A 19,158-nucleotide genomic window follows, 5' to 3' on the forward strand; every position below is an offset into this window, starting at 1 on the left:
CTCGCCGCGTGCTGACCATCCCCCAGGACATCCACGACGCGATCGTCGCGCACGCCCGCCGCGACCACCCCGACGAGGCCTGCGGCGTCGTCGCGGGCCCCGAGGGCAGCGACCGTCCCGAGCGGTTCATCCCGATGGTCAACGCCGCCGGCAGCCCGACGTTCTACGAGTTCGACTCCACCGAGCTGCTCGCGCTCTACAAGGACATGGACGCGCGCGACGAGGAGCCGGTGGTCGTCTACCACTCCCACACCGCCACCGAGGCCTATCCCAGCCGCACCGACATCGGGCTGGCCAGCGAGCCGAACGCCCACTACGTGCTCGTCAGCACACGCGAGGGCGGGAATAGTGACGGCCCGGTGGAGTTCAGGTCCTACAGAATCATCGACGGAGTCGTGACCGAAGAGGACGTCACGATCACGCCTACAGAGAAGAGCACCCCCTGATGGCCATCGAGGTCCGCATCCCCACCATCCTCCGCACCTACACCGACGGCGCGAAGTCGGTCGAGGCGTCCGGCGCGACCCTGACCGCCCTGATCGACGACCTGGACGGCAACCACCCCGGCATCAAGGACCGGCTGGTGGACAACGGCGACCTGCGCCGCTTCGTCAACGTCTACGTCAACGACGAGGACGTCCGCTTCATCGGCGGCCTCGAGGCCGAGCTCAGCGACGGCGACCAGGTCGTCGTGCTCCCGGCGGTCGCCGGCGGGGCGTGACCCCCTCGCGATGACCCGCTACGACGACCTCCTCGCCTCGGTCGGCGGCACCCCGCTCGTGGGGCTGCCGCGGCTCTCGCCGAGCCCGGACGTACGCCTCTGGGCGAAGCTCGAGGACCGCAACCCGACCGGCTCGATCAAGGACCGCCCGGCCCTGCGGATGATCGAGCAGGCCGAGAAGGACGGCACGCTGCGTCCCGGCTGCACGATCCTGGAGCCGACGAGCGGCAACACCGGCATCTCGCTCGCGATGGCGGCCAAGCTCAAGGGCTACCGCATCGTGTGCGTGATGCCCGAGAACACCTCGGAGGAGCGGCGCCAGCTGCTGCGGATGTGGGGCGCCGAGATCGTGTCCTCGCCCGCGGCCGGCGGCTCCAACGAGGCCGTGCGCGTCGCCAAGCAGATCGCCGGGGAGCACCCCGACTGGGTGATGCTCTACCAGTACGGCAACGACGCCAACGCCCTCGCCCACGAGGAGGGCACCGGCCCCGAGCTGCTCGCCGACCTGCCCGGCATCACCCACTTCGTGGCCGGCCTCGGCACCACCGGCACCCTCACCGGGGTCTCCCGGTTCTTCCGCCGGGCCAGGCCCGAGGTGCGGATCGTGGCCGCCGAGCCGCGCTACGGCGAGCTGGTCTACGGCCTGCGCAACCTCGACGAGGGCTTCGTGCCGGAGCTCTACGACGCCTCGCTCATCGACTCCCGCTTCAGCGTCGGTCCACGAGACGCGGTGCGCCGGGTGCGCGAGCTGCTCGAGCTCGAGGGCATCTTCGCCGGCATCTCCACCGGCGCGATCCTGCACGCCGCGCTCGGCCAGGCGGCCAAGGCGGTCAAGGCGGGGGAGCGCGCCGACATCGCGTTCGTGGTGTGCGACGGCGGGTGGAAGTACCTCTCGACCGGCGCCTACGAGGGCACCGTCGACGAGGCCGAGGACCGCCTCGACGGCCAGCTCTGGGCCTAGGGCGTGTCTCTTAAGTCGCGAGCCAGATGGTGATGGCTCGTAGGACGACCGCTCCTCGGTAGACGGTTGCGAGCTTGTCGTAGCGGGTGGCGATCCCGCGCCATTGCTTGTGGTCGTTGAAGGACCGTTCGATGACGTTGCGTCCCTTGTAGGTCTTGGCGTCGAAGCCTGGAGGCCTGCCGCCCGCGGATCCGCGGTTCTTGCGGTGCCGGATCTGATCGGAGGGCTGCGGGATCACGGCTTTGATCCCGCGGGTGCGGAGCTCGGTCCGGATCGCGCGGGAGGAGTACGCCTTGTCGCCCAGCAGTGCATCGGGGCGGGTCCGGGGACGGCCTGGTCCGAGGCGCTTGATCGCGAGCTGTGCCAGCATCGGTTTCAGCATTGGCGAGTCGCCGGCTTGGCCGGGCGTCAGGTTGACCACGAGTGGTCGTCCGCGGCCGTCGACGAGTTGATGGATCTTCGTCGACAAGCCTCCGCGAGAACGGCCCAGGGCGTGATCGGGTGGTTCTTCCCGCGGATTCTTGTAGTTCGAATCAGCCCCCTGTGTCGTGCTTGGCGCGGCGGCCGGCGGGCTCCTCGACGCGGCGCAGGGTGGTGGCGTGCTGGTGGGCGCGGTTGATGGTGGAGTCCACGCTGACCATCCAGTCGATGTCGCCTGCGGCGTCTGCCTCGGCGAGGAGGCGGGCGTGGATCTTGTCCCATGTGCCGTCGGTGGAGAAGCGGTGGTGGCGCTTCCACACCGTTTGCCATGGCCCGAAGGATGACGGGAGATCGCGCCATGCGATGCCGGTGCGGAAGCGGTAGATCACGCCCTCGACGACCTGGCGGTGGTCGCGGAAGGGCCGGGACTTCACGCCGTCCGTCGACGGCATGAACGGCGCGATCCGCTCCCACTGAGCGTCGGTCAGGACCCGTTCGCGAGACATGACCGCATCAAAACAGCCCTACCAGCCCGGACTTGGGAGACACGCCCTAGGACGCGACCCCACGACCGACTCCGGGGCCCTACGCTCGCCCCATGACCCGCGCCCCCCGGGCGGTCCTCGTGCTGGCCGCGCTCGTCCTGTCCCTCCTGCCGGTCGCGGCGACCGCCGACGCCGGTCATCGCACGACCGTCGACGAGCCGCAGACGGGCGAGGGCTACGGCCAGCCCGTACGCCGCCGCGTGACGTACTCCGTGACCACCCGCGGCCGGATCACCACCTCGCTGGCGGTGTTCCGCCGCCAGGCCCAGCAGACCTTCGACGACCCGCGCGGCTGGCGGTGGGCAGGCGTGGAGTTCCGCCGGGTGCCGCGCGGGGGCGACTTCACGCTCGTGCTGTCGTCCGCCGCGCTCGTGCCGTCGTTCTCGTCGAGCTGCTCGTCGATGTGGTCGTGCCGGGTCGGTCGCTACGTGATCATCAACCAGGAGCGGTGGAAGCACGCCTCGCCGGCGTGGAACGCCGCCCGCCGCTCGCTGCGCGACTACCGCCACATGGTCGTCAACCACGAGACCGGCCACTGGCTCGGCCGCGGCCACGCGTCCTGCCCACCCGGGGGCGGGCCGGCGCCGGTGATGATGCAGCAGTCCAAGGGCACCGGCGCCTGCCGGTTCAACCCGTGGCCGCTGGACGGGGAGGCAGCGGCGGTCAGGGGGCGGCGGTGAGCCGCAGGTCCTGGTCGACGTCGTGCTCGCTGTCGGGCACGGCCGGCAGGTCGAGCAGGTCGAGGGCGAGGTTGGCGACCATCCCGTTGCGCACCGGCTGGCGGCGCTGGGTGTAGGTGGTGCGGCGCTTGCCGGGGTTCTTGTAGGCCGGGTTGATCTCGTAGAGGTCGACGCCCCGGTCGACGGCGGAGCCGCGCGCCATGAAGACGATGCGGTAGTTGTCGAGCTCGCGCACGTCGCTGTGCGACGGGCCGTGGCCGCCGTGGTCGCTGGTCAGGATGATCGTGGTGCCGGCCTTGCGCGCGGGGTCGGCGTTGACGGCCTTCACGACGCGGCCGACGAGCTTGTCCGACCGGCGCACGGCCCGGAGGTACTGCTTCGACATCCAGCCGTGCTCGTGGCCCGCGGCGTCGGGCGGCGAGAGGTGGAGGAAGCGGAAGTCGCGCTCGGTGGCGAGGTCGTCGACGAGCTGGTCGACGAGGGCCGAGTTGTCCAGGTCGATCACGGTGCGGTCGATGGCGTCGGGCCACGAGCGGTCCCACAGGCTGAACTTGGTCTTCGCCGCGAACAGCGCGGTGGAGCCGCCGGCGTCGTGGACGGCGGTGAAGACCGACCCGACGTCGTGCCCGGCCGCGGCCTGCACGGTGGGCGGGGTGAGCCGGTCGTCGTTCCACGTCACGCCGTGGCCGCCGGTGGCGGCCTCGATGCGACGCCCGGTGACCATGCCGGTGTGGTTGGGCAGGGTGACGGTCATCTCCCGCTCGGTGCGGGCGTTGGTCGTCGAGGCGCCGGCGCGCATGAAGCGGTAGAGGTTCGGCAGCTGCTTGCGCCCGAGCTTCTCCACCGCCGCCACGCTCATGCCGTCGATCGAGATGGCGAGCACCGAGTCGGAGTCGCCGACCAGGTCGCGCGACGCCTGCTCGACCACCCGCGGGGCGGGTCCGGCATCGGGGTCGCTGGAGGCGGGGCCGCCCACCAGGACGACGCCGGCGCCGGCCAGCAGGGAGAGGGCGGTCGTGGCCACGAGGTGTCGACGGTTCACCGCTCGACCCTAACCCGAGGGTGGCGGTCGCCACCGGCGGTGTGACCGGACCGACGTCGCGGACCGCGTGACCCCGGACCGGCCGTTCGCCTAGCCTCTGACCTGTGCCGACCCCCTCCGCCGACGCCGACGCCCCGATCGGCATCTTCGACTCCGGGTTCGGCGGCCTGACGGTCGCGCGCTCCGTGATCGACCAGCTGCCCCACGAGTCGGTCGTCTACCTCGGCGACACCGCCCGCCAGCCCTACGGCCAGAAGCCGATCGGCGAGGTGCGCGAGTACGCCCTCGAGTGCCTCGACCACCTCTACGACCAGGGCGTGAAGGCGCTCGTCATCGCGTGCAACTCCGCCAGCGCGGCGATGCTGCGCGACGCCCGCGAGCGCTACGACGTGCCGGTCGTCGAGGTGATCCTCCCTGCCGCGCGGCGGGCGGCCGCCGCGACCCGCAACAGCCGCGTCGGCGTGATCTGCACGCGCGCGACCGCGAGCTCGATGGCCTACGACGACGCGTTCGCCGCCGCGCCCCAGATCGACCTGCACATCCGCGCCTGCCCGAGCTTCGTCGACTTCGTCGAGCAGGGCGTCACCGGCGGCGACGAGCTGCTCGCCGCGGCCCACGACTACCTCGACCCGCTGGTCGAGGCGGAGGTCGACACCCTCGTCCTCGGGTGCACCCACTACCCGCTGCTGACCGGCGTCATCTCCTACGTCATGGGCGACGCCGTCACGCTCGTGAGCTCGGCGGAGGAGAGCGCCAAGGACGTCTACAAGATGCTCGTCCGCACCGGGCTGATGCGCGCCGGCGGCGACCCGGCCTACACGTTCTCCACCACCGGCAGCCCGGAGGACTTCGCCACCGTCGGCCGGCGCTTCCTGGGCTCCGAGCTGCTGAGCGCCACGCAGTTCGCCGGGGGCCTGCGGTGAGCGCGCCCGGGCTGCGGCTGACCGTCGTCGGCTGCTCCGGCTCCTACCCCGGTCCGGACTCGCCCGCGAGCTCGTACCTCCTGGAGGCCGACCACACCGACGCGGCCGGGCAGACCCGGACCTGGCGGATCCTGGTCGACCTCGGCAACGGCGCGCTCGGCCAGCTGCACCGCTACGTCGACCCGCTCGCGGTCGACGCCGTGTTCGTCAGCCATCTGCACGCCGACCACTGCCTCGACCTGTGCGGCTACTACGTGATGCGCAAGTACCACCCCACGGGGCCGCAGCCGCGCATCCCGGTCTGGGGTCCCGCCGGCACCGCGGAGCGGATGGCGCGGGCCTACGACCTGCCGGCCGACCCCGGCATGACCGAGGAGTTCGACTTCCGCGAGCACCCCGACCCCGCGACCGCCGTCGAGGTAGGCCCGTTCCGCGTCGAGGCCCACGAGGTGGTGCACCCGGTCGTGGCGTACGCCCTGCGGATCGGCGCGAACGGCCGCACCCTCGTCTACTCCGGCGACACCGGCCCGTGCCCGGCGCTCGACCGCGTCGCGCAGGGCGCCGACCTGCTGCTGGCCGAGGCGTCCTTCGAGTCGCGCGCCGACAACCCGCCGGACCTGCACCTGACCGGCTCGGACTGCGGGCGCACCGCCGGGGTGGCCGGCGTCGGTCGGCTGGTGCTGACCCACGTGCCGCCGTGGCACGACCCCGCGGTCGCGGAGGCCGAGGCGCGCGCGACCTGGGACGGGCCGGTCGAGCTGGCGCGCGCGGGCGCGACGTACGACGTCTGACGCCCCGCCGGCCCTCGGCCGGCGGAGACGGAGGCTCAGACGAGCCCGGCGTCGTGGACCACCATCGCCACCTGCACGCGGTTGGTGGCGCCGAGCTTGGTGAGCAGCCGCGACACGTGTGACTTCACCGTCGGGATCGACAGGTAGAGCTCCGCGGCGATCTCGGAGTTGCTGAGCCCGCGGCCCACGCACACCGCGACCTCGAGCTCGCGCTCGGTGAGCACGGTCAGCCGCTGGGCCGCCACCGCCGACCGGTCGGAGGACGACCCGCGCCGCAGTCGGGAGACCAGGCTGCGGGTGGCCGACGGCGACATCATCGCGTCGCCGGCTGCGACCGTACGGATCGCGCCGACGATGTCGCCGGGCGGCGTGTCCTTGAGCAGGAAGCCGTCGGCCCCCGAGGCCACGGCGCTGACCACGTGCTCGTCGGCGTCGAACGTCGTGAGCACCACCACGGACGGCGGCGACTCGCGGGAGTGGATGTGCCGGGTGGCCTCGAGCCCGTCCATGCCGGGCATCCGGATGTCCATCAGGACGACGTCGGGGTCGAGCGCGGCGACCAGGTCGACGCCGGTCTGGCCGTCGCCGGCCTCGCCGACGACCTCGATGTCCGTCTGCCCGCCGAGCATGAGCGACAGCGCCGAGCGCACGAGGGGGTCGTCGTCGACGAGCAGGACCCGGATCACGCCGCCCACGGTAGCCACGCCTCCAGCACGAAGGTCGAACCGTCTGTGTGCTGGTCCAGCCGGCCGCCACGCAGCTCGGCGCGCTCGCGCAGCCCGACCAGCCCGAGCCCGGCTCCCGGGGCGGCCGACGAGCGGTGCGCCACGGCGTTGGCCAGCCGCACCGTGATGCCGCTGCGGGGGTCGCCGCTCGAGCGGATCGCGACGACGCTCCCGGGAGCGTGCTTGCGGGCGTTGGTGATGCCCTCCTGCACGATGCGGTAGACCGTGCGGCCGGTCGCCGGCGGGACCGGCGTGGAGCGGTCGACGTCGTCGGCGAAGTCGACGTCGAGCCCCAGCGTGCGTGCCTCCGCGACGAGCGTCGCGATGTCGCCGTAGGTCGGCTGGGGCTGTGCGGGCTGCGACCCGTGGCCGTCCTCGCGCAGCACGCCGAGGACGTCGCGCAGCTCGCGCAGGGCGTCGTTGGCCTGCCCCTGGATCTGCTCGAGGCCGGCGCGCAGCCGGGTGACGTCGAGGTCGTCGCGGAACGCCAGCGCTCCCGCGTGCATCGACACCTGGGTGATGCGGTGGGCGAGCACGTCGTGCATCTCGCGCGCGATGCGCGCGCGCTCGGTGGTGCGCGCCTGGGCCAGGCGCAGGTCCTGCTCGGTCTCGGCCCGCTCGGCACGGCGGCGCAGGTTCCACATCAGCTCGCGGCGCGACCCGAGGTAGAGGCCCCAGCCCATCATCGCCGCGTTGACGGCGAGCACGACGAGGACGGAGATCGTCGGGTCGCTGCGTGCGAACGGGGCGACCATCGCGTAGGTCTGGGCCGCCACGACGTTGACCACGCCCACCAGCGCGACCTGCCAGACCACGCGTCGGGTGGCGACGGAGACCGCGGCCAGGGTGGCCGGACCCGCAGCGATGCCGGACAGCGCGCTCATGACCGCGACGGTGACCGCGACCGGCACCGGGGCGGCGCGCCGGAACCAGACCGCGACATAGGACGCGACCCCCAGGGCGAGCTCGACGGTGAACAGCCCGGGCTGCTCGCGCCACTCGGCGGCGGCGACCGGACCCCACACGATCGCGGAGATCAGCCCGCAGAGGGCGTAGCGCCAGGCGTGCGACCACCGGGTCAGCGCAGGCTGCGTCTCGGCGGGCTCGGGGCGGGGGTCCACGCGGTCAGGGTAACCATCGGATTTCCTACTTTCGGCTGATCCGTCCGCATCGCAAGGAGGATGCGCCCGCCCGGGCGGCGGCGCAGGCTGGAGACACCGCGTGGGAGGGAGCTCGCGCGGCGTGGGGCCGCGCACCTCTGGTCCCGCACGGGGTAGGGACCTTGCAGTGCCGGGTCCGGTGGCTCACGGGGGTTACCGGACCCGGCTCGCTGCCCGTCGACCTCTAGGGTCGTGCCATGACTTCCGGACCCGCCCCCACCCCCCGTGCCGACGGTCGCGCCGACGACGAGCTGCGGCCGATCACCATCACCCGCCACTGGCTCGACCACGCCGCGGGCTCGGTGCTCGTCGAGTTCGGCGGCACCAAGGTGCTGTGCGCGGCGTCGGCGTCCGAGGGCGTGCCGCGCTGGCGCAAGGGCTCCGGCCTCGGCTGGGTCACCGCGGAGTACGCGATGCTCCCCGCCGCCACCAACACCCGCTCCGACCGCGAGTCGGTCAAGGGGCGCATCGGCGGCCGCACCCACGAGATCTCGCGCCTCATCGGCCGCTCGCTGCGCGCCGTCATCGACTACCAGGCGCTCGGCGAGAACACGATCGTGCTCGACTGCGACGTCCTCCAGGCCGACGGCGGCACCCGCACCGCCGCGATCACCGGGGCCTACGTCGCGCTCGCCGACGCGGTCGCCCACCTGCGCGCGAGCGGCGCGCTCACCGGAGAGCCGCTCACCGGGTCGGTCGCCGCGGTGAGCGTCGGCATCATCGACGGCGCGCCGCGCCTCGACCTGCCCTACGTCGAGGACGTGCGCGCCGAGACCGACATGAACGTCGTGATGACCGGCGACGGGAAGTTCGTCGAGGTGCAGGGGACCGCCGAGGGCGCCGCGTTCGACCGCGCCGAGCTCGACGCTCTGCTCGCGCTCGCCGAGAAGGGCTGCGCCGACCTCACCCGGATGCAGCAGGAGGCGCTGGCGCGATGAAGGTGTTCCTGGCCTCCGGCAACGCCAAGAAGATCGGCGAGATGCAGCGCATCCTCGCCGAGCACGTCCCCGACGTCGAGGTCCTCGGCGTGCGCGACGTCGAGGGCTACGTCGAGCCGGTCGAGGACCAGCCGACCTTCGAGGGCAACGCCCTGCTCAAGGCCCGCGCCGGCGTCGCGGCGACCGGCCTGCCGTCGGTCGCCGACGACAGCGGCCTGTGCGTCGACGCGCTCAACGGCATGCCGGGCGTGCTGTCGGCGCGCTGGTCGGGGCAGCCGAAGAGCGACGACCGGAACAACGCGCTCCTGCTCGACCAGCTCCACGACGTGCCCGACGAGCGCCGCGGCGCGCACTTCACCTGCGCGATCGCGTGGGTGATGCCGGACGGGCGCGAGCGGGTGGTCGAGGGGCGCATGGACGGCCAGATCATCCGCGAGGTCCGGGGGAGCGGCGGGTTCGGCTACGACGTGCTGTTCGTGGCCGACGAGCACGCCGCCGACGCCGACGGGCGAGGGCTCACCTCCGCCGAGCTCGACCCGGCCGAGAAGGACCGGATCTCCCACCGGGGCCGGGCGCTGCGCGAGCTCGCGCCGCACGTGGCCGCGGACCTCTCAGCCGGCTGACACCGGCTCGCGGTCACCGACCCGGCGCGAGACCCACGAGCCCCACAGCGCGGCGAAGAGGAACATCACCAGCGAGTAGACCGCCGCGGGGACCGAGATCTCGACCTCGTCGAGCACCTCGACCGCCACGAAGATCGCGAGCGTGGCGTTGTGCACTCCGACCTCCATCGAGGAGGCGATGGCCTGCGGCCCGGTGACGCCGAACGCCTTCGGGACGACGTAGCCCACGACCAGGCTGATCGCGCAGAAGAGCGCGGTGACCAGGCCGACGTCGGCGAGGTAGTCGCCGACGTGCTCGCGCTGGTCGAGCAGGATGCCGAGCACCAGGACGGCGAGGATGACCGCCGAGCCGATCCGCACCGGACGGTCCATGCGGGCCGCGAAGCCGGGGGCGCGGTCGCGCACCAGCATCCCGATCCCGACCGGCAGCAGGATCAGCACGAACACCTTGACGATCTCCGCCAGCGGCATCGACACGTCGTCCTGGCGGTCGTAGAACGAGATCGCCAGCCCGGTGATGAGCGGCAGCGTGACGACCGCGACCACGGTGTTGATCGCGGTCAGCGTGATGTTGAGCGCCACGTCGCCGCGGAAGAGGTGGCTGAACAGGTTGGCGGTCGTGCCTCCCGGCGACGCCGCGAGCAGCAGCATGCCGATGCCCAGGAGCGCCGGCAGGTCGAGGAGCACCACCAGCGCGAAGCACACGGCCGGCAGCAGCACCACCTGGCAGGCCAGGGCGACGGCGACCGCCCTCGGCGTCCGCCCCACCCGCCGGAAGTCCGCGACCGTGAGGTCGAGGCCCAGGCCGAACATGATGATCGCGAGCGCGAGGGGCAGTCCGACGGTCGTCAGCGCGGAGTCCATGCGCGGACCCTAGTGGTGACGGTCGTCACACGGGCGTGGAGCGCGGGGGGAGCGTGCGCTCGGAGAGATTCGAACTCTCACTGGCCGCGACCTAAACGCGGTGCCTCTGCCGTTGGGCTACGAGCGCGGAGGGCCCATCCTCACACGCTGTGCTCGGGAGGAGGCCGGGACGTCATGGGAACCGGCGGTCCGAACCGCGGATCCTCATGACGTCCGAGGGTGGGCGCGTCTCAGTCGAGCCCGAGGTCACGCCGCAGCTTGGCGACGTGGCCGGTGGCCTTGACGTTGTACTGGGCGAGCTCGACCGTGCCGTCCTCGTCGATCACGAAGGTCGAGCGGATCACGCCCTCGACCTCCTTGCCGTAGAGCTTCTTGGTGCCGTACGCGCCGTAGGACCGGTGGACGGCGAGGTCCTCGTCGGAGAGCAGGGTGAGGGTGAGCTGGTCGCGCTCGCGGAACTTCGCCAGCTTGGCCGGCGTGTCCTTCGAGACGCCGAGCACCTCGTAGCCCGCGCCGCGCAGCGAGTCGAGCGACTCGGAGAAGTCGCAGGCCTGCTTGGTGCAGCCGGGGGTCATCGCGGCCGGGTAGAAGTACACGATGACCTTCTTCCCGCGGAGGTCGGACAGGCTCACCTGCTCGTCGGCGTCGCTGGTGAGGGTGAAGTCGGGGGCGGTGTCGCCGGCTGCGAGGCGGTCGGTCATGTGGGTGCTGTCCCTTCGGAGAGGCAGCCTCACCGTACGAACAGTTGGCTGCTGCGAATTGCTTGCAATAAGGTCGTGGGGTGCCGGCCCGGGATCGGGGGGATCCGCGTCGGCCACCAGACATCCAACCAGCAGCACCATCCTCGAGCAGGGAGAGACCACGTGCACGTGCCCGACGGCTTCCTCGACGCGCCGACGTCGATCGCCACCGGCGTCGTCGCAGCGGCGGCCGTGGCCGTCTCGCTGCGCGGCGCGCGTCGCGAGCTCGACGACCGCACGGCGCCGATGGCGGGACTGGTGGCGACGTTCGTGTTCGCCGCCCAGATGATCAACTTCCCGGTCGGGGCCGGCACCAGCGGTCACCTCATGGGTGGTGCGCTCGCGGCCGTGCTGGTCGGGCCGTGGACCGCGGTGCTCTGCATGTCGGTGGTCCTCCTCGTGCAGGGCCTGCTGATGGCCGACGGCGGCATCACCGCGCTCGGCACCAACATCACGCTGATGGGCGTCACGACCGTGGCCGTCGGCTGGGGCGTCTTCGTCCTGCTGCGCCGCGTGCTCCCGTCGCGTGCGTCGATGGTCGCGCCCGCCGCGGCCGTCGGCGCGTTCCTCAGCGTGCCGGTCGCGGCGCTCGTCTTCACCGGCCTCTTCGCCGTCGGTGGCCAGGCACCGGTCGACCTCGGCTCCGTGCTCGCCGCGATGCTCGGCTGGCACGTGCTGATCGGGCTCGGCGAGGCCGTCGTCACCGGACTGGTCGTGGGCAGCGTGGTGGCCTCGCGCCCCGACCTCGTCCACGGGGCGCGCCCGCTGCTCGCCGCCCGCGAGCTCGAGACCCGGAAGGTGGAGGTCCGATGACCACCCGCCGCTTCTTCGCCGTCGCGCTGCTGGTCAGCCTGCTCGTCGCGGGCGTGGCGAGCTACTACGCCAGCTCCCACCCCGACGGCCTCGAGTACGTCGCCGGCAAGACCGGCTTCGGCGACTCCGCCGAGGACTCCGTCACCGCCGACAGCCCGCTGGCCGACTACCAGACCTCCGGGATCGACGACGCCCGCCTCAGCGGCGGCGTCGCCGGCGTGGTCGGCGTCGTGGTGATGCTCTCCCTGAGCACTGGCCTGTTCTGGGCGCTCCGCCGCCGCGAGCCGCACGACGTCGACGACGCGGACCGCGAGCGCCACGACGCGGAGGTCTGATGGGCGCCGGCCACGGCCACCGGCTGCACTTCCACGGCCACAGCCCGGTCCACCGCGCGCCGGCCCACCTCAAGCTTCTCGCCCTGCTCGGCTTCATGCTGGCGGTCGTCGCGACCCCGCGCCAGGCGTACGCCGTGCTCGCGGCCGAGGCGGCCGTGCTGCTCGGCGTCGTGCTGCTGTCCCGGGTCCCGCTGCGCTACCTCCTGCCGCGCATGGTGGTCGAGGTGCCGTTCGCGGTCTTCGCGCTGCTGATGCCGTTCATCTCCCACGGCCCGCGCACGGAGGTGCTGGGGGTGAGCGTCTCCGAGGCCGGGCTCCACGCCGGCGTGGCGCTGCTGGTCAAGGGCAGCATCGGTGTCCTCGCGTCGCTGACCCTCGCCGCCACGACCGAGCCGCAGGACCTGCTCCGCGGCCTGCAGCGGCTGCGGATGCCCGACCTGGTCGTGCAGATCATGGGCTTCATGATCCGCTACCTCGACGTCGTGACGGCCGAGATGGGCCGGATGCTGACGGCGATGCGCTCGCGCGGCTGCGACCCGCGCTCGCCGCGGCACTGGCCGGTGCTGGCCCGCTCGCTGGGTGCGCTGTTCATCCGGTCCTACGAGCGTGGCGAGCGGGTCCACCTCGCGATGCTCTCGCGCGGCTACGACGGTAGGTTGCCGCAGTGAGCACCCCCGTGCTGGACGTCCGCGACCTGGCCTACGCCTACCCCGACGGGCACCAGGCGCTCTTCGGCGTCGACCTGCACGTCCACCGCGGCGAGCGGGTCGCACTGCTCGGCCCGAACGGCGCCGGCAAGACCACGCTCGTGCTCCACCTCAACGGCATCCTCGGCTCCGGGTCGGGAGGGGCGGGGCGCGGGTCGGTCGCCGTCAGCGGCCTGCCCGTCGACAAGAAGAACATGCGGGAGGTGCGTCGCCGGGTCGGCGTGGTCTTCCAGGACCCCGACGACCAGCTCTTCCTCGGCACCGTGCGCCAGGACGTCGCGTTCGGACCGGCCAACCTCGGCCTCACGGGCGCCGAGCTCGACCGCCGGGTGATGGACGCCCTCGACCGGGTCGGCATGGCCGACTTCGTCGACCGCCCGCCCCACCACCTGTCCTACGGCCAGCGCCGGCGCGTCGCGGTCGCGACGGTGCTCGCGATGGAGCCGGAGGTGCTGGTGCTCGACGAGCCGTCGTCGAACCTCGATCCGGCGTCGCGCCGCGAGCTCGCCGACATCCTGCGCAGCCTCGACGTCACCGTCTTGATGGTCACCCACGACCTGCCCTACGCCCTCGAGCTCTGCCCGCGCAGCGTGGTGCTGAGCGAGGGCGTCGTGGTGGCCGACCGGCCCACCTTCGACGTGCTGACCGACGACGAGCTGATGGCCGCCCACCGGCTCGAGCTGCCGTGGGGTTTCGACCCGCGGCGCATTGATAGCCTTCCCGCGTGACCCAGGACATGAGCGCGCTCGAGCGCGAGATCGAGGAGACGCGCCAGCGGCTCGCCTCGACGATCGACCAGCTCGCCCACCGCGCCCACCCCAAGACGATCGTCGGGCGCCAGGTGGAGAGCGTGAAGTCGCACTTCGTCGAGCTCGAGAGCGGCGAGCCCCGCACCGACAACATCCTCAAGGCGGCCGGCGCCGTCGTCGGCGTCATCGTGCTGCTCGCCGTCGTCCGCAAGGTCGCGCGCTGAGCACCGCACCGGGCGTGACCGGGGGTGGCGCCCCCATCAAGATGCTGCACGACCGCCTGCTCGTCGAGGTCGACAAGGAGGCCGGCGAGCGGCGCTCCACCGGCGGCATCGTGATCCCGGCGACCGCCGCGATGGGTGCCCGCCGGCTGGCGTGGTCGCGCGTCATCGCCGCCGGCCCGCACGCGCGTGCCGTAGAGGTCGGCGACCGGGTGCTCTTCGACCCCGAGGACAAGGCCGAGGTCGAGGTGCACGGCGAGGTCTACGTCGTGATGCGTGAGCGCGACGTGCACGCCGTCGCCGCCGAGCGGCTCGAGGGCGGCTCCACCGGGCTCTACCTCTGAGCCACGACCGGCAACGACAGGGAGACGACCGTGGGCTACCTCGTCAAGCAGTCCGACCGCGTCGCACCGGTGACCGCACCGGTCCCCGCCGACGAGACGCTGCCGCGCGCGTGCGTCATCGGGGCCGGCTCGTCCGGGATCGCGGCGGCCAAGCACCTGTACCTCGCCGGCGTACCGTTCGACTGCTTCGAGATGGGCCACGACATCGGCGGCACCTGGGTGATGGACAACTCCAACGGGCGCTCGGCCTGCTACGACACCCTCGAGATCAACACGTCCTGCCCGCGGATGGCCTACTCCGACTTCCCGATGCCCGACGACTACCCGCCCTACGCGCGCCACGACCAGGTCGCGGCGTACTTCCAGCGCTACGTCGACCACTTCGGCTTCCGTGACGCGATCACCTTCGACACCACCGTCGAGCGCGTGGCCCCGACCGGGGACGGCCGCTGGGACGTGACCGTCCGCGGACCGGACGGCACGCAGACCCGCACCTACGACGCCGTGCTGGTCGCCAACGGCCACCACTGGGACCCGCGCTGGCCCGACCCGGCCTACCCCGGCTCGTTCGACGGCGAGCAGATCCACTCCCACGACTACCGCTCCGCCGACCAGCTCGACGGGCGCGACGTGGTGGTCGTCGGCGCCGGCAACTCGGCCATGGACATCGCCGTGGAGGCGTCCCTGCGCGCCCGCTCCACCACCTGGTCGGTCCGCCGCACCGAGTGGGTGCTCGGCAAGTTCTTCCTCGGCAAGCCCTCCGACCAGGGTCTGCTGCCGCCCGGGTGGGTCCCGTGGTGGGTGACCGCCCTGCGCCTGCGCATCGGCGCGATGGCCGCGGGTGGGAGCATGGCGGAGTACGGCCTGCCCACGCCCCAGCACAAGCCCGGCCAGTCCCATCCCGTGCAGTCGCGGCGGATCCGCGAGCGGCTGGCGGCGGGCGCGGTCACCGCCCGCCCTGCGATCGAGCGCCTCGACGGCGACCGCGTGGTGTTCGTCGACGGCAGCTCCGCGCCGGCCGACCTGGTCGTGTGGGCCACGGGCTACCACGTGAGCTTCCCGTTCCTCGACCCCGAGCTGGTGGCCGCCCCCGGCAACCAGCTGCCGCTGTGGAAGCGTACCGTGCACCCGGACCTGCCCGGGCTCTACTTCCTCGGCCTGCTCCAGCCGCTCGGTGCGGTGATGCCGCTCGCCGAGGCGCAGGCGGCGTGGATCACCGAGATGCTCACCGGGCACTACGCCCCGCCACCGGATTCCGTGGTCCGCCGCCAGATGGCGGCCGAGCACGCGCGCGACACGAGGCAGTTCTACGCCTCGCCGCGCCACACCATGGAGGTCGACTTCGACCACTACCTCTGGGACCTCGCGCGCGAGCGCAGGAAGGGACGTGCCCGTGCTGCGTCGTAGGATCGCCGGCCTCGTGCTCCGTGCCGTGCGCTGGAAGGCCGTCGGGGAGGTGCCGCGCCGCGGCGTGCTCGTCGGCGCCCCGCACACGTCGAACTGGGACTGGGTGCTGACCATGCTGCTCGCGTGGCGCTACGGCATCACGATCCGGCTGCTGGTCAAGCAGGAGCTGTTCGTCGGCCCGCTGGGCTGGCTGCTGCGCCGCACCGGCGCCGTCGAGCTCGACCGCCGCAATCCCGCGACCACCATCAAGCAGCTGCTCGCCGAGTCCGAGGGCGACGACCCGTGGCTGATCGGGATCGCCGCCGAGGGCACCCGCTCGCGCGGGGAGTACTGGAAGTCCGGCTTCTACCGGATCGCCCAGCAGACCGGCCTGCCGGTCACCCTCGCGTTCCTCGACGCGCCCTCGCGCACGGTCGGCTGGGGACCCACCTTCCACGTCACCGGCGACGTGAGCGCCGACATGGACGTGCTGCGCGAGTTCTACGCCGACAAGACCGGCTTCAAGCCCGAGGCCTTCACGCCGCCGCGCCTGCGCGAGGAGGGTTGAGCCCAGCCCGGCGCCGGGCACGTCCGAAAACGCCGAGAGCCGGTCCCGAAGGACCGGCTCTCGGCTTCTGTACGCCATCAGGGACTCGAACCCCGAACCCGCTGATTAAGAGTCAGCTGCTCTGCCAATTGAGCTAATGGCGCGTGCGGTGAAGCGAGTAGAACTCTACCGCGTCACCTCCGACAGGTGAAATCGAGGTGGTCACAGCTCGGCGAGCACGGCCTGGGCGGCGTTGTGGCCGCCCAGCCCGGAGACCGCGCCGCCGCGCCGCGCGCCCGAGCCGCAGACCAGGACGGAGTCGTGCTCGGTCTGCACGCCCCACTGCTGGGCGGGCGTGTCGAGGCGCGCCCGGTTGGGCGCCCACGGCCACTCGAGGTCGCCGTGGAAGATGTGCCCGCCCGGCATCGCCAGGTCGCGCTCGACGTCCTGGGGGACCTTGGCCTCGATGCACGGGCGCCCGTCGGCGTCGGTGGCCAGGCAGGACTCGATCGGCTCGGCGAGGACGGCGTCGAGGGAGGCGAGCGCGCGCTTCACGGCGAGGTCCTTGGCGGACGGGTCGGCGTCGAAGAGCCCGGCCGGCGTGTGCAGCCCGAAGTAGGTGAGCGTGTGGGCCGAGCCCGCACGGTCGCCCAGGATCGAGGGGTCGGTGAGGCTGTGGCAGTAGACCTCGCCCGGCATCGGGTCCGGCACCTCGCCACCCGCGGCGGTGTCGTAGGCCCGCTCGAGCTGGGTGTAGTCCTCGGCGAGGTGAAGCGTGCCGGCGAAGGCGAGCTCGGGGTCGGCGCCCGAGCGCAGCGCGGGGAGCCGGTCGAGCAGGAAGTTGATCTTGAGCTGCGAGCCAGCCGGCTTGGCCTCGGGGTCCTCGCCCTCGCCGAGCAGGATCCGCAGCACCCACGGCGCGACGCCGGAGAGCACGCGTCGCCCGGTCACCGACCGCTCCTGGGTGCCGTCGTGGAAGCGCACCTCGGCCCCGTCGGCGCCCGGGACGATGGCGCTGACCCCCGCGCCGGTCACGAGCTCCGCGCCGGCCTCGACGGCCGACCGGGCGAGCGCGTCGGTCATTGCACCCATGCCGCCGACCGGCACCCGCCACTCGCCGGTGCCGTTGCCGATCAGGTGGTAGAGGAAGCACCGGTTCTGCACGAGCGACGGGTCGTCGAGGGAGGCGAAGGTCCCGATCAGGGCGTCGGTGGCGACGACGCCGCGGACGGTGTCGTCGGTGAAGCGCGCGGTGATCGCCCGCCCCAGCGGCTCGGCGACCACCTCCGACCAGATCCGCTCGTCGACCAGGGCGCGGACGTCCCGCTCGAGGGGGAGCGGCTGCATCAGGGTGGGGGAGACGGCCTCGGCGAGGCGACCGACCTCGGCGTAGAACGCCTGCCACGCGGCGTACTCCTCGTCGCCGCCGGTGAGGTCGTGGAACGACGCGCGGGTCGCCTCGCCCTCGGGGCGCTCGACCAGCAGCCCGCCGGAGCGCTCGCCTCGCACCCACGGGGTGTACGACGCGGTGGTGCGCGAGGCGAGCCGGACGTCGAGGCCGAGGTCGGCCATCAGCTGCTCGGGCATCAGGCTGACCAGGTAGGAGTAGCGCGAGAGCCGGGCGGGCTGGCCGGGGAACGGCTCCACCGAGACGGCGGCCCCGCCGGTGTGGTCGAGGCGCTCGAGCACGACGACGCTCAGCCCGGCCCGCGCGAGGTAGGCCGCGCTCACCAGGGCGTTGTGCCCACCACCGACCACGACGACGTCATAGCTGCTGCTGCCGGGAGTCATCCGGACAACGTAGACCCTCCGCCGGTGGAGCGGTGGTCCGGCACGACGACCCGCGGCCGAGCCCCGGTATCAGGGCCGCTCGGCGTTCCCTCCCGGGTCGTTGGTCCCTACGGATGCGACGTGGATGCGACGAGCGTAGTGGTAGCGCCCGGACGGGGTGCCGTCACCTGGAGGCCGTCATGATCGAGCAAGCCGTTCCCGAGCCGGTCCCTGCCGACCCGCCCGTGGTCGTCGGAGTCGGCACCGAGGAGGTCGGCGCCGCGCTGCGCTACGCCGTCGACGAGGCCCTGCGCGTCGGGTGCCCGCTGCACCTCGTGCACGTGGTCCCGGTCGTGCCGCTGGGGTCCGAGTCGGCCCTCGCGTCCGCGGAGCAGCTGGACAAGATCGGCACCGAGACCCTCGCGCTGGCGGCCGAGCGCGCCGAGGAGATGGGCGGCGGCGTACTGACGGTGGTCGAGGAGCTGCGGCGCGGGCCGGTCGTCCCCGGCCTCGTGGCCGCCGCGCGCGAAGCGCGGATGCTGGTGCTGGAGTACGGGCACCCGGTCGCCGACGGACGGCCCGTCACCCGCACCGTCGCGGGCGGCGTGGCCGCCCAGACCCTGGCACCCGTGGTCGCGGTGCCGAGCGGGTGGTCGACCGCGGACGCCGAGCAGGTCGTGGTCGCGGGCGTCGACGCCCCGATCCGGGCCGGTGAGGTGCTCCGCGCCGCGGTCGACCGCTCGCGCGACCTCGGCACGGGGCTCCGGGTGGTGCACGCGTGGTCGCTGCCCGAGCCCTACGAGAGCCTGCACTCCGACACCGCGGAGGACCGGCGGTGGGGCCAGCGGGCGCGCGCCGAGATCCGGGCGGCGCTCGAGGAGATCGGCGAGGGGGAGCGCGTGGTCCACGCCGACGTGGTCGCCCACCGCGGCCGGGAGATCGACGCGCTCCTGCAGGCGAGCGACGGCGCCGCCCTGCTCGTGATCGGCCGCCACGACCCGGTCGTGCCGGTCGGCTCGCACGTCGGCCCGGTCGCCCGCGAGGTGCTGCGCCAGGCCACCTGCCCGGTGCTGCTGGCCGCGCCGTCCGGCCGACGCTGAGGACGACGCTGAGGGCGCACGACCCCGGGGCGGTCCGACCTCGAGGGGTGGTC

23 protein-coding genes, 2 tRNA genes and 1 pseudogene are annotated in these 19,158 nt (G+C 72.9%); 17 read left to right on the forward strand and 9 right to left on the reverse strand.

The genetic code is table 11. The annotated features are described in order from the left end of the window. Positions 1–8: 8 nt before the first annotated feature. From KDN32_RS05245 to KDN32_RS05255, 3 genes are read left to right on the forward strand one after another with little or no spacing between them, the layout of a single operon-like run. Positions 9–446 (forward strand): M67 family metallopeptidase, encoded by a 438-nt coding sequence (locus tag KDN32_RS05245; protein ID WP_211731020.1) that lies wholly within the window; start codon positions 9–11, stop codon positions 444–446. Then, positions 446–721: a MoaD family protein gene (locus tag KDN32_RS05250; RefSeq protein ID WP_211731021.1), complete on the forward strand. Its 276-nt coding sequence runs from the start codon at positions 446–448 to the stop codon at positions 719–721. Before KDN32_RS05245 ends, KDN32_RS05250 begins: the two co-directional genes overlap by 1 nt. A 10-nt stretch (positions 722–731) precedes the next feature. After that, positions 732–1,682 (forward strand): PLP-dependent cysteine synthase family protein, encoded by a 951-nt coding sequence (locus tag KDN32_RS05255; RefSeq protein WP_211731022.1) that lies wholly within the window; start codon positions 732–734, stop codon positions 1,680–1,682. A gap of 10 nt (positions 1,683–1,692) precedes the next feature. Here KDN32_RS05255 and KDN32_RS05260 read toward each other — a convergent pair. Next, positions 1,693–2,608 (reverse strand): annotated as a pseudogene (locus KDN32_RS05260) (IS5 family transposase). Positions 2,609–2,700: 92 nt separating this feature from the next. On the opposite strand from KDN32_RS05260, the gene KDN32_RS05265 reads away from it, so the two are divergent. Next, on the forward strand, positions 2,701–3,327 hold the full coding sequence (locus KDN32_RS05265) for a DUF3152 domain-containing protein (RefSeq protein ID WP_211731023.1): 627 nt from the start codon (positions 2,701–2,703) through the stop codon (positions 3,325–3,327). Here the strand turns inward: KDN32_RS05265 and KDN32_RS05270 are convergent. After that, positions 3,311–4,369, reverse strand: a complete 1,059-nt coding sequence (locus tag KDN32_RS05270) for an alkaline phosphatase family protein (RefSeq protein WP_211731024.1) — start codon at positions 4,367–4,369, stop codon at positions 3,311–3,313. The two genes, KDN32_RS05265 and KDN32_RS05270, sit on opposite strands and share 17 nt — an antisense overlap. A gap of 104 nt (positions 4,370–4,473) precedes the next feature. Between KDN32_RS05270 and murI the strand changes: the two genes are divergently transcribed. Together murI and KDN32_RS05280 are read left to right on the forward strand one after the other, a co-directional pair. After that, a complete protein-coding gene (murI, locus tag KDN32_RS05275) occupies positions 4,474–5,292 on the forward strand; it encodes a glutamate racemase (RefSeq protein ID WP_211731025.1) in 819 nt (272 codons plus the stop codon). Beyond that, entirely contained in the window at positions 5,289–6,083 is a 795-nt protein-coding gene (locus tag KDN32_RS05280; protein WP_307853738.1) for an MBL fold metallo-hydrolase, read from the forward strand. The genes murI and KDN32_RS05280 overlap by 4 nt, the downstream gene beginning before the upstream one ends. A gap of 35 nt (positions 6,084–6,118) precedes the next feature. Here KDN32_RS05280 and KDN32_RS05285 read toward each other — a convergent pair whose 3' ends face one another. Both KDN32_RS05285 and KDN32_RS05290 read right to left on the reverse strand, forming a co-directional pair. Next, entirely contained in the window at positions 6,119–6,769 is a 651-nt protein-coding gene (locus tag KDN32_RS05285; protein ID WP_211731026.1) for a response regulator, read from the reverse strand. Next, entirely contained in the window at positions 6,766–7,929 is a 1,164-nt protein-coding gene (locus KDN32_RS05290; protein ID WP_211731027.1) for a sensor histidine kinase, read from the reverse strand. The genes KDN32_RS05285 and KDN32_RS05290 overlap by 4 nt, the downstream gene beginning before the upstream one ends. A 236-nt stretch (positions 7,930–8,165) precedes the next feature. Here KDN32_RS05290 and rph point away from each other — a divergent pair, with 236 nt between their 5' ends. Beyond that, a complete protein-coding gene (rph, locus tag KDN32_RS05295; protein ID WP_211731028.1) occupies positions 8,166–8,906 on the forward strand; it encodes a ribonuclease PH in 741 nt (246 codons plus the stop codon). Beyond that, a complete protein-coding gene (gene rdgB, locus KDN32_RS05300; protein ID WP_211731029.1) occupies positions 8,903–9,529 on the forward strand; it encodes an RdgB/HAM1 family non-canonical purine NTP pyrophosphatase in 627 nt (208 codons plus the stop codon). Before rph ends, rdgB begins: the two co-directional genes overlap by 4 nt. On the opposite strand, the gene KDN32_RS05305 is transcribed toward rdgB, so the two are convergent. From KDN32_RS05305 to bcp, 3 genes are all read right to left on the reverse strand, one after another. Then, positions 9,518–10,393: a bile acid:sodium symporter family protein gene (locus KDN32_RS05305; protein ID WP_211731030.1), complete on the reverse strand. Its 876-nt coding sequence runs from the start codon at positions 10,391–10,393 to the stop codon at positions 9,518–9,520. The two genes, rdgB and KDN32_RS05305, sit on opposite strands and share 12 nt — an antisense overlap. Positions 10,394–10,447: 54 nt before the next feature. Continuing rightward, positions 10,448–10,520: transfer RNA gene (locus KDN32_RS05310), tRNA-Leu, on the reverse strand. 103 nt (positions 10,521–10,623) lie between these two features. After that, a complete protein-coding gene (bcp, locus tag KDN32_RS05315) occupies positions 10,624–11,094 on the reverse strand; it encodes a thioredoxin-dependent thiol peroxidase (protein ID WP_211731031.1) in 471 nt (156 codons plus the stop codon). Between the two features lie 162 nt (positions 11,095–11,256). Here bcp and KDN32_RS05320 point away from each other — a divergent pair, with 162 nt between their 5' ends. The 8 genes from KDN32_RS05320 to KDN32_RS05355 are packed head-to-tail and all read left to right on the forward strand — an operon-like array spanning position 11,257 to position 16,256. Next, the gene (locus KDN32_RS05320; RefSeq protein ID WP_211731032.1) at positions 11,257–11,946 is read left to right on the forward strand and encodes an energy-coupling factor ABC transporter permease; all 690 of its coding nucleotides are present in this window, start codon (positions 11,257–11,259) and stop codon (positions 11,944–11,946) included. Further along, a complete protein-coding gene (locus KDN32_RS05325) occupies positions 11,943–12,281 on the forward strand; it encodes a PDGLE domain-containing protein (protein WP_211731033.1) in 339 nt (112 codons plus the stop codon). Before KDN32_RS05320 ends, KDN32_RS05325 begins: the two co-directional genes overlap by 4 nt. After that, complete coding sequence (gene cbiQ, locus KDN32_RS05330) at positions 12,281–12,949, forward strand: cobalt ECF transporter T component CbiQ (protein ID WP_211731034.1); 669 nt, start codon at positions 12,281–12,283, stop codon at positions 12,947–12,949. The genes KDN32_RS05325 and cbiQ overlap by 1 nt, the downstream gene beginning before the upstream one ends. Further along, the gene (locus KDN32_RS05335; RefSeq protein ID WP_211731035.1) at positions 12,946–13,716 is read left to right on the forward strand and encodes an energy-coupling factor ABC transporter ATP-binding protein; all 771 of its coding nucleotides are present in this window, start codon (positions 12,946–12,948) and stop codon (positions 13,714–13,716) included. Before cbiQ ends, KDN32_RS05335 begins: the two co-directional genes overlap by 4 nt. Then, positions 13,713–13,961 (forward strand): DUF3618 domain-containing protein, encoded by a 249-nt coding sequence (locus KDN32_RS05340; RefSeq protein WP_211731036.1) that lies wholly within the window; start codon positions 13,713–13,715, stop codon positions 13,959–13,961. The genes KDN32_RS05335 and KDN32_RS05340 overlap by 4 nt, the downstream gene beginning before the upstream one ends. Before the next feature lie 41 nt (positions 13,962–14,002). Next, entirely contained in the window at positions 14,003–14,302 is a 300-nt protein-coding gene (locus KDN32_RS05345; protein WP_211732376.1) for a GroES family chaperonin, read from the forward strand. Positions 14,303–14,332: 30 nt separating this feature from the next. After that, complete coding sequence (locus KDN32_RS05350; protein WP_211731037.1) at positions 14,333–15,709, forward strand: flavin-containing monooxygenase; 1,377 nt, start codon at positions 14,333–14,335, stop codon at positions 15,707–15,709. Next, a complete protein-coding gene (locus KDN32_RS05355; protein ID WP_307853742.1) occupies positions 15,696–16,256 on the forward strand; it encodes a 1-acyl-sn-glycerol-3-phosphate acyltransferase in 561 nt (186 codons plus the stop codon). The genes KDN32_RS05350 and KDN32_RS05355 overlap by 14 nt, the downstream gene beginning before the upstream one ends. A 70-nt stretch (positions 16,257–16,326) precedes the next feature. Here the strand turns inward: KDN32_RS05355 and KDN32_RS05360 are convergent. Continuing rightward, a tRNA-Lys gene (locus tag KDN32_RS05360) sits at positions 16,327–16,399 on the reverse strand. A gap of 58 nt (positions 16,400–16,457) precedes the next feature. Continuing rightward, positions 16,458–18,026, reverse strand: coding sequence for a phytoene desaturase family protein (locus KDN32_RS05365; RefSeq protein ID WP_211731039.1), 1,569 nt, complete (start codon positions 18,024–18,026; stop codon positions 16,458–16,460). A gap of 179 nt (positions 18,027–18,205) precedes the next feature. On the opposite strand from KDN32_RS05365, the gene KDN32_RS05370 reads away from it, so the two are divergent. Further along, a complete protein-coding gene (locus tag KDN32_RS05370) occupies positions 18,206–19,105 on the forward strand; it encodes a universal stress protein (RefSeq protein WP_211731040.1) in 900 nt (299 codons plus the stop codon). The last annotated feature ends 53 nt before the right edge of the window (positions 19,106–19,158 follow it).

The organism is Nocardioides palaemonis (assembly GCF_018275325.1).
GTDB classification, from domain to species: Bacteria; Actinomycetota; Actinomycetes; order Propionibacteriales; family Nocardioidaceae; genus Nocardioides; species Nocardioides palaemonis.

What these genes read in the sequence shown, in the direction of transcription:
- KDN32_RS05250 (WP_211731021.1), top strand. Translation starts at nt 446, where the DNA reads ATGGCCATCGAGGTCCGCATCCCCACCATCCTCCGCACCTACACCGAC.
- KDN32_RS05255 (WP_211731022.1), top strand. Translation starts at nt 732, where the DNA reads ATGACCCGCTACGACGACCTCCTCGCCTCGGTCGGCGGCACCCCGCTC.
- KDN32_RS05265 (WP_211731023.1), top strand. Translation starts at nt 2,701, where the DNA reads ATGACCCGCGCCCCCCGGGCGGTCCTCGTGCTGGCCGCGCTCGTCCTG.
- rph (WP_211731028.1), top strand. Translation starts at nt 8,166, where the DNA reads ATGACTTCCGGACCCGCCCCCACCCCCCGTGCCGACGGTCGCGCCGAC.
- rdgB (WP_211731029.1), top strand. Translation starts at nt 8,903, where the DNA reads ATGAAGGTGTTCCTGGCCTCCGGCAACGCCAAGAAGATCGGCGAGATG.
- KDN32_RS05305 (WP_211731030.1), bottom strand. Translation starts at nt 10,393, where the DNA reads ATGGACTCCGCGCTGACGACCGTCGGACTGCCCCTCGCGCTCGCGATC.
- bcp (WP_211731031.1), bottom strand. Translation starts at nt 11,094, where the DNA reads ATGACCGACCGCCTCGCAGCCGGCGACACCGCCCCCGACTTCACCCTC.
- KDN32_RS05325 (WP_211731033.1), top strand. Translation starts at nt 11,943, where the DNA reads ATGACCACCCGCCGCTTCTTCGCCGTCGCGCTGCTGGTCAGCCTGCTC.
- cbiQ (WP_211731034.1), top strand. Translation starts at nt 12,281, where the DNA reads ATGGGCGCCGGCCACGGCCACCGGCTGCACTTCCACGGCCACAGCCCG.
- KDN32_RS05345 (WP_211732376.1), top strand. Translation starts at nt 14,003, where the DNA reads ATGCTGCACGACCGCCTGCTCGTCGAGGTCGACAAGGAGGCCGGCGAG.
- KDN32_RS05365 (WP_211731039.1), bottom strand. Translation starts at nt 18,026, where the DNA reads ATGACTCCCGGCAGCAGCAGCTATGACGTCGTCGTGGTCGGTGGTGGG.
- KDN32_RS05370 (WP_211731040.1), top strand. Translation starts at nt 18,206, where the DNA reads ATGATCGAGCAAGCCGTTCCCGAGCCGGTCCCTGCCGACCCGCCCGTG.